The sequence below is a fragment of the Dickeya lacustris genome (genome assembly GCF_029635795.1).
Taxonomy (GTDB): domain Bacteria; phylum Pseudomonadota; class Gammaproteobacteria; order Enterobacterales; family Enterobacteriaceae; genus Dickeya; species Dickeya lacustris.
This window is the reverse complement of the sequence record NZ_CP114280.1, coordinates 352,614-367,557: the sequence shown is the minus strand read 5'-3', so window position 1 is coordinate 367,557 and position 14,944 is coordinate 352,614. Positions and strand designations below refer to the sequence as shown.

Genomic DNA, 14,944 nt, shown 5'->3' with positions numbered 1-14,944 from the left:
TCTCCCTCAGATTTTCTTCTTAAGTGTGCGCACGCTGCCATCAGCCAACTGATGTTCATAATGCTGTTGCTGACGACTGAAAAACGCCACAGCAGACCCATCGTGTTGCGTCAGCGTTAATCCATCAGGCGTTGGCCGCCATCCCTGAGGGACGTCTGGCAGCAAATGACGTACACAATCACTGTCTGTGGTTAATCGCCAGGTGGTGCTATCCAGCACATCCGTTTTTAATTGCAACTCACACTGTTTTTCACCGCTACTTAGCACCCATTGGCCGCTCAACTCGGCTGCCGAAGGTAATCTCAGGCTGCTTGCCATACATCCTCCGCTCAACACACTCAATAGTGTGATAAAGATTATTTTTTTCATGATGTTTTCATCATATCGATATCAATACTGACATTTAAACGGGATAAAACAGCAGACATTTTTAATCATCAAATGCCTGCTGTTTTCACTAAAACACTCCGGCTATGAGAATAGCATTTAAACGATAAAGTCTGATGTTTGTAACGGGGCACCTGTTACTTTGATCATAAAATCAGCATTTTCATGCCCATTTAAATGTAGCCATACATTTGTCTGATGGGCTTGTTCATTCCAGTTTAACAAAACCTCATTTTGATTCCCGGAAAATTGGTTAACGAAATTGAGATTATGATTTTTATTAAATGCTGACAAATCGATTTTATCTTCACCACGTTGAAAGTCAGTAATAATATCGGGTGATGAAGATAACGAATCTTTATCAAGTGCATAAACAAAGATATCCTTGCCTTTTCCTCCCGTCAGAATATCAGCGCCGCCGTCACCGAAGATAACATCATTACCCGCACCACCATCAATACGGTTATTTGATACGTTGCCGACAATAACATCATTGCCAGATCCGCCGATCGCGTTTTCAATCACCGCACCAGCGGCAATTGAAACGTTACCTTTTAACCCACCAACGTCTGAGAGTGTGGTGCTAATTAAGCTAATACGCTGATTATCCGCGTAGCCGGAAAAGTCAAAGGTATCATTGCCACCGGCATCCCAGACGGAGAAGACTAATGGTGTTTTGCTGTCCGTTGCCGTATAAAAATCGCGTCCGCTATTGGAATGGAAGCCATATACCGTATCACCTGTACGCGTTGTCAGGTTTGCACCATACAATTTTTGTATAGCAGCAATATCGTCGAGTAATGGTGCCGAGGCGTGATAACCATGAAAATCGCCCCCGGTATAACTTTCATGCCAGTAACTCATAATGCTGAATTGTCGGGTATCTTCTGCATAAGTGACATCTTTATAACCAGGATTGCCATCTGAAGCATCATAATCACCGGGGTGAAATAATCCGAGTGTGTGACCAATTTCATGCGCCAATGTATTTCGGCCAAATTCATTGATATCAGGGCGCTGGTTATCTGCCTGATTGTAATTAAACCATGCAGAACCGGCCCACTTGCTATTACCCGGATAAAAACCAAATGCCTGACTGTTATTATCTATTTGGCCGGAACTGGTGCGCGTATAATTACCAAACCGAATGGTCGCGTGCTGAGAATCAGGCACTTCTTGAAACGTAACATTGGCAACATCAGCCCAGGTCTGTAAGGCAAGCTTTGCATACTGCATTTGTGCGTCATTGAATTTTACAAAGCCGGTAAATTTAGGTGCGCCATTATCCTCTTTCGGCATGTCTGCATCAGAAACAGACTGAAGGAATGAGTACGTCAATGCGGCAGGCTTACCAAAAACCTTCTCGCCATTCCAACTCGTATTACCACGGGTTATTTGATCACGAGCTTGCTCTAGACTATAAGAGGGTTTATTACCAATATCACCGTTACCGCGAGCATGATAATTCCATAGCTGATAAACATCCTCGACACCCGTATGGTTATTTTCTGCACCTAATGATGTAACCACTTTTTTTGCTGATAACGCCATTCTATTTCCTCCATGAAATTATTCCCCACATTAGATGATTATCACTCAATGTCATCATCTAATAATGTAATATCTTTACCCGATACCCAACAGCCACTTTCCATGCGCTGATTTAGCCGGTAAACAAATAAGGCGCTGTTACCGATGTATTCATCTACCGATTGACTCATCGCGAAAAACCGCGCATTCATCAGGTAACTCCCACAGGTTAGTAAAATAGAAATAAAATGACAAGATTCCGTCAAGAAAATTGATTTTTCATTACAACAATGCTCTTGGACGCAAAAAAAAACCAGATAATACGCGTTGCTAGCAAATATCGGCAGGAGAAAAAATGGCACACAGCGGCGTCTGGATAAGCCATAACACGCAGAAAACGGCGACAAAAAAGAGAGTTTAAGACAAATCACAGCGAATATCGCGCATCAATCAGGCTGCGCTACCCGGCGTATTTTCCCATAAATAGCCAGCTTGCCGCCGCTAAATAAAGATTAAATCACCAAGAGTCGATGATAACGTGCCAGCCGAGAGGGTCTGTGGGCAACGGCATTTCCGTTGCCCCAGTTATGACAAGGTTATGATAATTGTGACAAGGTTATGATAATGATGAAAGCGCTGCGCGAATCACTTCAGCATAGGGCGTAGCCGGTCGGCCTAACAACCTCGCCAGATCATTGTCTGAGGCAAATAATCCGCCCTTTTGCGCGCCAGCATCAGAGTCAGCCAGCATTTCGGCCAAGCCATCAGGCAACCCAGCCTGTTTCAGCGCAGCAGCAAATTCATGTTGAGGCAGATTGACATATTGCACCGCCTTACCGCTTTGTTGCGCGATTTGTGCCGTAAACTCAGCCAGAGTGTAACTGTCATTTCCCGCCAGCTCATAGATTTTTCCTTCCTGGCCCGATAACTGTAATACGAGGGCCGCCGCATACGCATAATCACGTCGCGCAGCAGAGGAAATGCGCCCTTCTCCGGCTGCACCAATAAAGGCGCCATGCGCTAGTGCCGGTGCAATGCTGGCGGCATAGTTTTCGGTATACCAGCCATTACGCAAGATAACGTGAGGAATAGCCGATGCTTTTAACGCGGCCTCCGTCGCACGGTGCTCCAGCGCCAACCCCAGCGGCGACGTATCCGCATGCAGCAAACTGGTGTAAGCAATCAGACTCACGCCAGCCTGCCTGGCCGCATCAATCACCGATTTGTGCTGCGCTTCACGACGTCCAACCTCACTTGAAGAAATCAACAATAATTTCTCTACGCCTTGCAGCGCCGGAGCCAGCGTTTGCGGTCTATTATAATCACTGTATCGAATGTGAATGCCGTGCGCGGCCAAATCACTGGCTTTTGCCGGATCGCGCACTAATGCAACAATCCTCTCCGGCGGGATCGACTGCATCAGTGAATCAATGACCAAACGCCCTAACTGCCCGGTTGCCCCTGTAATCGCAAACATCACTGACTCCTGTTTAGGTTGAATACAGCGTTACGCTGAGTATCTGAAAAGGGGCGACTCACTGGCCATACCCCATTGAGAAAGCAGCATACGACCAAAACTAACTTTTAGTAAGTACGAACAAAAATGTTAGCGTACAGCCAGCTATCTCCTGCCACGAAAAATAAAATAGCACGGCGCGAATGCTGTCAGAGGATGTTCCCCGCTCATTAGGCGAAACGCGCCTCCAAAGGCTTTCCCGTTTGCTTTTAATGTTTCAGTCAGTGACAGAGTTATGCGATATTGCTCACTCGGTAAGCTGATGAGGCAAATATTTGTCATATTTGTCACTTCTTTATGTATTTGATTGGTGATCATCAGAATTATAATTGCAGAATAGAACAGCATTTTCTGCTTTGACGGTTTATCACAAAGGGTCTCTTTGGCGTGGCAAAATTATTTTTACGCAGTGGAAATTTAGACGATTTTCTTGCGTTGGGAGAGAACGGCCAGCCCGTTTATGCCTCGGCGCTACAATTACGGGAAACACTGCGTCTTCGCCAACAGCAGCACATTGCTGACTGTCTGGCAATTCCCCAACCTAACGACGAGGGCGATCGCATTGACTGGTATGCCCCGTTTACCGGCAAAATAACCTCCTGGATGGCGGCCAGTGACGAGCAACGTACGGCTGCATTGTCACAACTGGAGCAGTATCTGGTAACGGTAGATGCTCTCAGCGAGCGCGCCAGATTGTCGGATAAACCGGCGCAAAAACGGTTCGGCGTCTTGCTCTCAAAAGCGTTCCAGTTTCCCGGCTCAAACCATGTCTATCTGGTCGATGATAAACCGGTGGTTACGTTCTGGGGGTTCGTCAGTCTGGGGAAAAAATCCCGCAGCGATGTGCTGGAATGTCTGCGCCCTGCCGAACCGGTCATGGCCCCGGAACCCGCCGCCGACCCGCTGCCCATCGTGACCACTCACGAGGCCGAACCGGAGCCGGACGTCAGCGTGGTTGCCGCTGCGGTTACGCCAATCGTCAATGAGGAACCGCCTGCGACCGAGCCCGCAACCAGCCCAGCGCCTGTCGCCGCCAGTACCGATACCAGCACAAGTGGTAGTACAAATGGTGGTACAGGTAGCAGTTGGACGCGTTTTTGGTGGGTAGCGCCAGGGGCGGCATTATTGGTAACGCTGGCCTTCCAGATTCGCAGTTGTGTTTCCAAACCCGACACATTGCCCGGCATTGTCAACGCGATAAAACCGGAAAAACGAGCCCTAAGCCCCTCAGAACCCGCGAGCACAGACAGCCTGCCGCCGCTCAAACTGCCATTAGAGGTTGCGACCCTGCTGCCCTCAGCCACGCCAGTGACGGACGCGCAAAAATCATCGCCACCAGACTCACAGAACACCCCTGCGGCGACACCACAAGCCACACCGACTGCCGCGCTCATTCCTGCGCCCAAAGGCGCGCTGGTGATGCCGGCGGATGCGGTGAAAATTGGCTCGGTACGCTTCCTTGACGGTAACTGGCAGGCGACGCTGATGGCGAAAAACCCGCTGACCGGCGCGCCGCCCGTGTTTCATTATCAGATAAAAGGCGGTAAAGGCCACGTGCGGTTTACCTATAGCGAAGGCGTGATTTGTCAGGCGGAAATTGAAGCTGGCCTGCATCAGTCAGGCAATTTGGCTATCAACAGCCGCTACCGTGCGCGTTGCAGCGATGGTTCCCGCTACCCGATGCCGGAAATCATCTGTACCCGACAAGACGCGAGCGAAGCCGCCGAATGTAATGGCCGCTACGACGCCGATACCGTGTTACCGATGACGATTAAGCGTGAGAGCAAATAACCATGCTGGCAACTCTGACTGACTATAAACACCATATTACGCTTATCCAGAATAGCGGTATTCAATTCCTTGATTTTGCACTCAAGCTGCCGCCATCACGGGCCAGTTTTGCCAATCGATTTGTGCGTAAAAGCGCCAATGGCCCGCTGTTACGGCTCACCTACAATGAAAATAACGGCAAATACGCGCTCCCGAATGCAACGCAGGTGCTGCCGGAGGCGGTCAACCCGGAATCCAGCTATACGCTGGAACAATCCCTGAAGTTGCTGAACAAAGTGTGGCTACCGCTGCCGTTCTTCCGCTTTAACCCACCCAGAACGTTTATGGGCGGGCCGAATAACTGGGCCCGGGTACAGATTCTTGAGCTGGCAGAGCCCGATGATGATGGCCACACTCATCGCCTGTGCCTGGCGTTTGATACCCGAGTCTATGCAGAGCATCAGGATCTCGAACTCCTCGCCCCCTGTGAAACCGATATTCACAGTGGCCGGTTATTCACTCTCGCTCATCATAATGAAGAGCTTGAGGAATTCCTCGACCAAACGTGGGTGGACGGCTGGTTGCGAGAAACATTTTCTCAGCAGGCGATGCAGGTGGAAAACCGTAAACCCCGGGATATTCGCCAGAACCTGCGCGAATTTGAGTATCAGGCACACTACCTGAATCTGCTGGATATCATGGTCACGCTGTTGGATATCCCCGAGATTCGTCTTACCAGCAGCACCTTGCAGGAGCCTGCGATCAACGTTGATCTCATTCTTGATGTCGGCAACTCGCACACGGCGGGTATTCTGGTCGAAGATCATGCCGATGAAAGTAACGGGCTGAAGCAAACCTATGAATTGCAAATACGTGACCTCAGCCAGCCGCATTATCTCTACAATGAGCTGTTTGATAGCCGCGTGGAGTTTGCCCAGGCAAACTTCGGTAAACAGAGTTTTTCCTTCGAAAGCGGCCGCGATGACGCCTTTGTCTGGCCATCGATTATTCGCGTCGGACGTGAAGCCAGCCGTCTGGCGTTGCAGCGTCAAAGTACGGACGGTTCAAGCGGCATTTCCAGCCCGCGTCGTTACCTGTGGGATGAAGAGCCTTACGGGCCGGGCTGGCGCTTTAGTCAAACGGTCAATAGTCGCCAGCCTGAGCCGCTGGCAACGGCAATGCCGCTGACCATGTTAGTCAATGACGAAGGCCAACCCTTGTTTAGCCAGCCTCTTGAGGAACGGCTACCGGTCTTTGACCCTCACTACAGCCGCAGTTCCGTCATGACATTCATGCTAGTGGAACTGCTGGCGCAAGCGTTGATGCAGATGAACAGCGCCGCACAACGCATGAAAATGATCCATACCCATGCGCCGCGCCAGTTGCGTAATATTATTCTGACGCTGCCCTCTGCCATGCCAAAACCTGAGCGCGAGATCTTCCGCCGCCGCATGATAGAAGCCATTGGTCTGGTGTGGAAAGCGATGGGCTGGCATCCGATGGATGAGGATTTCCTCACCCCGGAAGGTCGGCATAAAAGCAGCATGCCTATCCCCGACGTACAGATGGAGTGGGATGAAGCAACCTGTGGCCAAATGGTCTATCTCTATAACGAAGCGCAGGTCAATTTCGGCGGCCGTGCCGAAGCCTTCTTTGCCAGTATGGCAAGGCCGGATAAGGAGTTAGCTGACGACGAGCTGCCGGGTAAAACCTTGCGTATCGCGTCTATTGACATCGGCGGCGGCACCACTGACCTTGCCATCACCCAATATTGGCTGGATGACGGTGTCGGCAGCAACGTCAAAATCATTCCGCGTTTGCTGTTTCGCGAAGGGTTCAAAGTCGCAGGCGACGATATTCTGCTAGATGTCATCCAGCTCTATATCCTGCCTGCTTTGCAGGCCGCGCTGAAGAAAGCGGGCGTCACCAGCCCGGATGGCGTCATGACGCGTCTGTTCGGCAGCGAAGGCCGCATGGACGGCCAGCTCACACTGCGCCAGCAGGTGACATTGCAGATCTTTATCCCAATAGGTCAGGCGGTGCTGGAAGCGTATGAACAGTTTGATCCGTTAGATCTGAACGCGGAAATCGACACGTTGTTTGGCGAGCTGCTGGAGCAGGAGCCTACGCGCAAAGTGCTGGAGTACGTAAACAGCGAAATTCAGCGCGAACGGCCGGATGAAGAAACCCCGTTCGATATTTTGCAGGTGCCGCTGATTTTACGCCTCAGTAAACTGCACGGCGAGTTTCTGTCTAATCGCATGAACATTACTCAGCACCTGCGCCTAATGTCGGAAGTGGTGTCGCTGTATGCCTGCGATATTTTGTTACTGACTGGCCGCCCTTCTCGTTTTCCCGGCATCCAGGCGCTCTTCCGTCATCTGCAACCCTTGCCGATTAATCGCATGATGTCACTTGACGGCTACCACACCAGCGACTGGTACCCGTTTAATAAACGCGGACGTATTGAAAACCCGAAATCTACCGCTGCCGTAGGGGCGATGCTATGCCTGTTGGCACTGGATTTGCGCTTGCCGGGCTTCTATTTTAAAGCGGGCGATTTTGAGCCCTACTCCACGGTGCGCTACCTCGGCATGCTGGATAACGGCAATACCCTGACCACCGATAACGTCTACTATAACGATATCGATCTTGACGACGCTGACTTCACCCTTAACGCCCAGCCGGGCTTTGAAGTCCGTGGTTCGCTGTGTCTGGGCTTTCGTCAACTGGATAACGAACGCTGGCCGGCCTCACCGCTCTATTCGCTCTCGATCGTTGACCCAGAACTGGCTCGCAAAGTGGCAGGGGATAGCGTGTTGCGCGTACGCCTTAATGTCGTTCCGGGCGATACGTACTTTTGTGGTGACAACGTAACGCCGGAGCGGTTTGAAATCGCCGAGGCCGTGTTAGGTTCAGGGCATACCCTTTCGCCACATCAGTTGCGCCTAAAACTCAATACTCTGTCCAGCACGGTATCAGGTATCGCCCATTACTGGATCGATAGCGGGAGCGTCTTTAAGAAATGAAACCATTAACGCCCAAACAGTTATCGGGTCGCCTCAGCCGTCAAGTGTTGTCGGTCGCTCAGGGTATCGACCAAGCGATCGGCTGGGTTGAAGAAACGCGACGTAACGTGCCTCGCCTTGAAATGGAAGCAGACAGGTTAATCATTAAACTACGCCGCTGCCGCAACAAGGCTCGCGGTTTGTCTGACGCCGCGCTCAAAGAGATAGCCATCGGGATGTTCGGGCTGGCCCAGAGTGGTAAAACCTATCTGCTGACGTCGCTGGCGGCGGGAGAAAATGGCCGTATCGAAACCTCCGTCGGCGGGGTCACGCTTGACTACCAAAAAAACCTCAATCCAGATAATCAGCCGCCCGCGTTTGTCACGCGCTTTACCCGGCAGACCGAAGGGAAAAACACCCCCAATCCGGTGCAACTGCAACTGCTAAACGAGGCCGATATCGCACGTATTCTGGCCTACGCGTTTATCCTTGATACCAGCGCCAATACGCACGCGACCACCGGCGCGCCAGAGCTTGATGAACAACACATCACCGATCACCTTAAAACGCTCTCTTTGCACCGCCAGCAAGAATCGGTACCCGGTTTAGACAGCGATGATGTCGTGGCGCTGTGGGACTATCTGGCTCGCCATGATGGTCGGCGTCAAAAACCGCTGGAGCGCAAGTTCTGGCCGTTGGCCGTTGAACTGGCACCGCATTTGAGTCTCGATGACCGCGCCAGCCTGTTTGCGCTCTTATGGGGGGAGCGTTCTGACTACACGGCGCTCTACCGCCATTTTGCACACACGCTGGCCCAACTTTCCGGGGCGCGCAAAGTGCTCGCGCCAATCAGCCTGCTGGTCGATGATGCACTCTTGCCTGACGGCGGCCTGTTTAATACGCAACTGTTTGACAGACTCAATAGCGCATCAGATTTAAGTACCCAGGTTCGCCCGATGATCAATGGACGCGCGGCGAAAGGCGTTGAGCTGTCGATGGCGGAAATGATTATGCTGGTAGCAGAAATCCAGATACCGCTACTGTCCGCACCGAAAGAAGCGCTATTTGAGCAGGCAGACGTACTGGATTTCCCCGGTTTCACCCTGCATGAGGACACCGCTGCGGCTGTTGAGGACGACAACCCTGAGCGACTGTTGCGCATCAAACCCCATCCATTATCGCGCGCTTTGCTGCGCGCCAAACGCGCCTATTTGCTGGAGCGTTATACTGATAATCAGGAAATGAACCTGCTGATGGTGTGTACCGCCGCCGCCAGTAAGATTGATGTGCGTCACGTTGGTCGCGCACTGGATCATTGGGTGCGCCATGTTCAGGGCGAAAACCCGCAGATCCGCAGCCGCAGAAAACCGGGGCTTATCTGGGCCGTCACGCGTCATGACCGCCGCTTTACCCATGGGCAGAACCATGATGAAGCGGTTCAACGTTATGTGGGCACACCTGGCGATGCGTGGGGAACCATGCTGGCGATGGATAAACGGGGCATCAACCGTATGGCGACCTGGCTGGAAGCCGAAGTCCGTCGAGAGGTGAAGCTTGGCCGCATCAGCGAGCAACTCAGCGAATTACAGCGTGAACTGGCGGATAATTTGTTGGGCTGCTGGTATCAACCCGCCGGTGCCGATGACCCGGCGCGTAAACAGCGAATTGCTGAATCCATGCTCAAAGCCTTGCAAACCCGCACCGGTGTACACGGCGAGTTGCTGGAGCGCTTGCTGCCTTCGCGTGATGAGCTGCGCCATTTGTATCTGCAACAGCAGGTGCAACCGCCCCGCGCGTTCGCCCCCTACACTGACACGCAGGATAGCGCCGCGCCGCTGGCCAGCTATGAGCCGTTTGGCGTTGGGCTTGATATCGACCTCTTTAGTACCGATAACGACGACCTCCCGGAAGACCCCTCATTAACCATCGCCATGCCCGATGACGAAGAGGTGGCGGAAAACCACAGCTACGAATCGGAGTTCGCACGACGCGTCTATCACTATTGGGTGAATCATCTGCGTAATTTGCCGGATAATGTTGCCGTGATAGAGCTGCTCGGTATCAACCGCCCCACCATTGAAATGCTGGCCGAAGAGCTGATTACAGCCAGTATTCGGTTGAGAATTGAAGATGATTTGCAAACCATGCTGGTGGATTCAGGGCAATTGGGGCTGAACCGGGAAAGCAAAGCTGACCGTCAGGTTTCCCGCGCACTGAATGTCTTGGGCGATTTTGTCGCCTGGCTCGGCTTTCAACAAATGACTGAAAGCCTGCGGCCTGACAGCCGCGTGAATAAAGGCCAGAAAATCTTCGCTAAACCTGAAAAGCAAGTCGCCAACTTCGGTACGTCGCGCAGGCTCACCAAACTGTCGGCCACGCCGGTGAACAATACCGCGTACTATATCTACGACTGGCTGATTGGGCTCAATGAGATGATTATCCAAAACGCAGGCTATGCCGCCGGGCGTGATATCAAACCCAAGCAGCGCGAGCGACTGGGCTCGATACTGTCACTCATTAAACCGGAACATTGACAGCGGCGACGAACGCCGCCACACCGCCAGCGTGCCACTAAGCGACGCGGCGGTGTTTCCCGCCAGCCAACAATCCGCTCCAATCCAATCCAGCCATGTCACCCCGGACATGTCGCCCCGAATGCCATATCTCAACAACCTTGCAAAAACCGAATGCCCACGCCATAGTTTTTTTAAACGCCATAGTTTTTTAAGCGCAATAGTTTTCCTTTAAGCACACGGGTTTTTCTTTAAGTGCCGTAGCTTTTCTTTGGAATGGTTTTTTTTGAATAGTTTTTCTTTGGAATATTTTTTCTTTGGAATAGCCTTTCTTTGGGTTAGCCCTGACGCCTCTCGCTGTTATTGTCAGGTTTTTTACTGAGATTTCGCCCGGTTTAACACGATATTGTCTACGCTAAAAAGGTCAGGCGCATTTGATGCATAAATATCTTAATTCATAAGCATTGCTATTCAGTTTGTGAGGGAGGACGGCACTGCCGACATCGACAGGCGCGAGCCAATTGCGAGCCCAAATAGCGGTGCCCGTTGTCACCCATCGAGAGCAAGCGATTGTTGTTAAACTGGACAGAATGTGTGCCAGTACACGTTAAATACGAAAAAAACGCTACAAAAGATGATGATATTCAAGATTCATGCTAGGAATAAATGTATAAGACTGATTACAGGCTTCGTCGCTGCTGCAACTGACCAAGACGGAATAACACCATGAACTTAAATCAACAAAATATACAGCAAGACCTGGAAAAGACGTTCAGGGAACATGGTTATGTCAAATTAACCAGCCATAAAGATCTGGCGCATGAACTGGATGACATTCGTGACTTATTGCAAAAGGCAATGGTGCTGGAACATGCGGTTATTCCCCCTTACCTGACCATGCTCTACACCGTTAATGATGATATCGACCCGCGCGTGCCTGAAGTGATTCACTCGGTCGTGGTTGAGGAAATGCTGCATTTTGTGCTGGCAGGTAATTTGCTCAATGCCGTGGGCGGGACGCCGGATATCAGTAGCCCGGCGTTTTTGCCCGACTACCCATCCGCATTACCCTTTGGTATCGAAGATCTTGAGATACAGCTGCACCCCTTCTCTCAGCATGCCATTCATCAGGCTATGCAAATCGAACATCCTAAATATGTTCGCCCGGAAGTGGTTGCCAGCCACGTCTGCAGCGATATGTCGATTGGCGAATACTATATCTACATTGAATCGCGCTTGCGCGCAGCGGTGGAATCCTTTGGCGAGAAGGCCGTATTCTGTGGCGACCCAACCCGCCAAATCGTTACCGAACAGTTCTGCCATGGCTCGTATGGCGAATTGCACCCGATAACCGATCTGGACAGTGCGGTAAAAGCACTGCGCCAAATTTGCGATCAGGGTGAAGGCTCGCCGCATAATATCTGGCAAGGCGATGAGAACGATGTGCCACATTACTATCGGTTCAATGAAATTTACTGTGAGCGGATGTATACCCATGGCGATACCATCGCCAGTGGGCCGACAGGCGATCCGCTGACGATCGAATGGGATAAAGCCGTACGCACTCACAGTGCGGCAAAAATCACCGACTACCCCGAAGGCGAGCTGCGCAAAGCCATCACACGCTTTAACCGTCGCTACTGTGAGGTGTTGGAAAACCTGGAGTTAGCGCTGCGGGGCCGGCCGTTAAAACTGACGCCAGCGATTATGGCCATGGGCGCATTACGTGAAGATTTCCGGGCGATTGTCAACCATCCGTTCCCAGGCGACAGCGCTTATCACGCCGCCCCGACCTTTGAATATACACCGCCGCCGCCGCCACGTTTTCAGGCCAAAAGTCAGGCGGTGACGTTTGCCAATAACCAGTCCACGCTTGAAAAACTGGCTCAGGCTTACGCCGCAGGCGATCTGCAAATGGCGCTGGCTTGTCTTAGTGAACAACTGGTATGGGACATGACCGGCCCGGTTGATGTGCCTTATACCGGCGTCTTTTACGGTCATGAAGGATTCACCCGTTTCTGGTCGCTGATGAGCCAAACCGTTGAATTCAGCAGTGAGGTCGTCGAGAAGGTGTTCTTCAGCGACAACCAGGCGATGGCTTACGGCAGCCAGCAAGGGATAACCCGTTCAACGCGCGTGCCTTACAGTTATGACTGGGCTATTCGGTATGAATTTACCGAAGATCACCGCATCCGCCTGATGCGTAACTACTTTAACCCGATGAAGATTCAGGCAGCGCTAGCCGCTACCCCGCCAAAACCACGTTCGTTTATCAACAAATAACGACGTCCCCCAAGAACTACACCGCCATCTGGCGGTGTAGTTTTATGCATTTTACGCCCTCGAGGTCGTTTATTTTTTAAGTGTCTCTGATGCGATTGCTTCTGATGAGATTGTTTCTGATAGCGTTGCCTCTGATGGAATCGTCTCTGGTGCTATGGCCCGTGGCGCACCGGGAGACGCCGCCTGTATCAATAAATTCGCCAGCATGACAACGGCGGCATCACCCGGCTGGTTTTCTTCCTCTACCACCAGATAGAGCGGCGTAAAACGCCTTCCCCCCTGCGCCAACGCCAGCGGCCTGAGCTCACCGCTGGCAAGCCATGATGCGATGCGCGGCTCTGGCAACCAACCATACCCAACACCGTGCATCACCGCCTCAATCGCCGCTTCAACCGTTGTGAAAGTCCAGTTCTCGGCGCTGACAGGTTTCCGCTGGCTGTCGTTTTGCTGTTGTCTATCCAAAATTTCTATCAGCGGATAGCGTTTTAACGCCTGATACGACAACGGTGACGCGAGCTGGTGCAATGGATGATCGGCCCTGGCGACCGCGACAAATGCCATTTCCATTAGCAGACGTCCCTGATTTAACCCATCCCACGGGTGCGACAGCAGCCAGATATCCGCCTGTCTGTCCAAACGCTGCGCCTGACTTTCACTGCGCAGTACCTCGCTCAGGTGTACCTGGGTATGAGGATAATGTTGTTGGAACTCGCGCAACGCCGCAAACAGCGCCGATTTAGGAAACACACTGTCAACAATTAAATCAATTCTGGCCCGTTCTCCGCGCGTTAACCCTTCCGCCCGCATTTCCAGCGCCTGAAATGCGATCAGTAACGGCGCGGCCTGCGTCAGTAACTGTTGCCCTGCGGCGGTTAATACCGCCTTGCGTCCAGCAGGCTCCAGCAATGACACCCCCAATCGCTCTTGCATCAGCGCCAGCTGATAACTGACCGATGATTGGCTGCGATTAAATGCTTGCGCAGCGGCGGCAAACCCGCCGAGCTCCACCACCGCTTGCAGCAGTATCCATTGTTCCAGTGTGGTCTTCATTTCCCGGCGCTACCTTTGAATATTGATTTAATTTTTGAATTAATTTATGCCAAAAACTGCGTTATTCATCAATTTAATCTCTCTTTATACTGTATCCATAGCACACAAGGAGAAAATATGAACAGTTTCGATAAGCAGGATCTCAGCGGATTTGTCGGCAAACACTTGGTCTACACCTACGATAACGGCTGGAATTATGAGCTGTATGTCAAGAATGACCATACGCTGGATTACCGCATTCATAGCGGTATTGTCGGCAATCGCTGGGTGAAAGATCAGCGCGTCTTCATCGCCCGTGTGGCACGCGACGTGTATAAAATGTCATGGACTGAGCCGACCGGCACCGATGTCAGCCTGATAATCAACCTGGCCGATAATATTTTCCACGGCACGATCTTTTTCCCACGTTGGGTTATCAATAACCCGGAAAAAACGGTCTGCTTCCAGAATGATCATATTCCGTTGATGGAGTCCTACCGTGCCGCAGGCCCGGCCTATCCAACCGAAGTGATCGACGAATTCGCCACCATCACCCTGGTACGTGATTGCGGTGAAAACGATGATACCGTCATCAACTGCCCGGCCAGTGAATTACCGGCAAATTTTCCTGACTCGCTGCGTAGCTAATTCCCACTTCACCACGACATAAAAAACGCGCTGACGCAGGCAATGCCGGTCGGCGCATTTGCATTTCTGCCGCCCTTAAACTGGCTTTCCCGTATTCATCATTTTTATGTGCATCGTTTTTATTGCCCACCTCCAGCGCCGCAAACTTAACTGGAACGAAATGTTAGAAAATGTAAAAATCCCCCGGATTCGGTGACGTCGTCATGATAGCGACACCGGAGAAGGGATTCTGATTGATACGACATCATATAATGGATTGA

At 51.7% G+C, this 14,944-nt stretch carries 10 protein-coding genes; 5 read left to right on the top strand and 5 right to left on the bottom strand.

Going from position 1 to position 14,944, the window contains the following annotated elements:
• Positions 1 to 6 precede the first annotated feature (6 nt).
• From O1Q98_RS01670 to O1Q98_RS01655, 4 genes are all read right to left on the bottom strand, one after another.
• Positions 7 to 369: a protease inhibitor Inh/omp19 family protein gene (locus O1Q98_RS01670; protein WP_240632759.1), complete on the bottom strand. Its 363-nt coding sequence runs from the start codon at positions 367 to 369 to the stop codon at positions 7 to 9.
• A 117-nt stretch (positions 370 to 486) separates the two neighbouring features.
• Entirely contained in the window at positions 487 to 1,938 is a 1,452-nt protein-coding gene (locus tag O1Q98_RS01665; protein WP_125259501.1) for a serralysin family metalloprotease, read from the bottom strand.
• 41 nt (positions 1,939 to 1,979) lie between these two features.
• Positions 1,980 to 2,129: a hypothetical protein gene (locus tag O1Q98_RS01660; protein ID WP_164512987.1), complete on the bottom strand. Its 150-nt coding sequence runs from the start codon at positions 2,127 to 2,129 to the stop codon at positions 1,980 to 1,982.
• Between the two features lie 404 nt (positions 2,130 to 2,533).
• Positions 2,534 to 3,394, bottom strand: a complete 861-nt coding sequence (locus O1Q98_RS01655) for an SDR family oxidoreductase (RefSeq protein WP_125259500.1) — start codon at positions 3,392 to 3,394, stop codon at positions 2,534 to 2,536.
• 426 nt (positions 3,395 to 3,820) lie between these two features.
• Between O1Q98_RS01655 and O1Q98_RS01650 the strand changes: the two genes are divergently transcribed.
• From O1Q98_RS01650 to O1Q98_RS01635, 4 genes are all read left to right on the top strand, one after another.
• Positions 3,821 to 5,224, top strand: a complete 1,404-nt coding sequence (locus tag O1Q98_RS01650; protein WP_125259499.1) for an SrfA family protein — start codon at positions 3,821 to 3,823, stop codon at positions 5,222 to 5,224.
• 2 nt (positions 5,225 to 5,226) lie between these two features.
• Positions 5,227 to 8,232 carry a virulence factor SrfB gene (locus O1Q98_RS01645; RefSeq protein WP_125259498.1) on the top strand — a complete coding sequence of 1,002 codons (3,006 nt, stop codon included), beginning with the start codon at positions 5,227 to 5,229 and terminating at the stop codon, positions 8,230 to 8,232.
• A complete protein-coding gene (locus O1Q98_RS01640; protein WP_125259497.1) occupies positions 8,229 to 10,745 on the top strand; it encodes a putative virulence factor in 2,517 nt (838 codons plus the stop codon). The genes O1Q98_RS01645 and O1Q98_RS01640 overlap by 4 nt, the downstream gene beginning before the upstream one ends.
• A gap of 705 nt (positions 10,746 to 11,450) precedes the next feature.
• On the top strand, positions 11,451 to 13,007 hold the full coding sequence (locus O1Q98_RS01635; RefSeq protein ID WP_125259496.1) for a ferritin-like domain-containing protein: 1,557 nt from the start codon (positions 11,451 to 11,453) through the stop codon (positions 13,005 to 13,007).
• Positions 13,008 to 13,076: 69 nt separating this feature from the next.
• Here O1Q98_RS01635 and O1Q98_RS01630 read toward each other — a convergent pair whose 3' ends face one another.
• On the bottom strand, positions 13,077 to 14,057 hold the full coding sequence (locus tag O1Q98_RS01630; RefSeq protein ID WP_125259495.1) for a LysR family transcriptional regulator: 981 nt from the start codon (positions 14,055 to 14,057) through the stop codon (positions 13,077 to 13,079).
• A 117-nt stretch (positions 14,058 to 14,174) separates the two neighbouring features.
• Between O1Q98_RS01630 and O1Q98_RS01625 the strand changes: the two genes are divergently transcribed.
• Positions 14,175 to 14,684 (top strand): phenolic acid decarboxylase, encoded by a 510-nt coding sequence (locus O1Q98_RS01625; RefSeq protein WP_125259494.1) that lies wholly within the window; start codon positions 14,175 to 14,177, stop codon positions 14,682 to 14,684.
• Positions 14,685 to 14,944 lie beyond the last annotated feature (260 nt).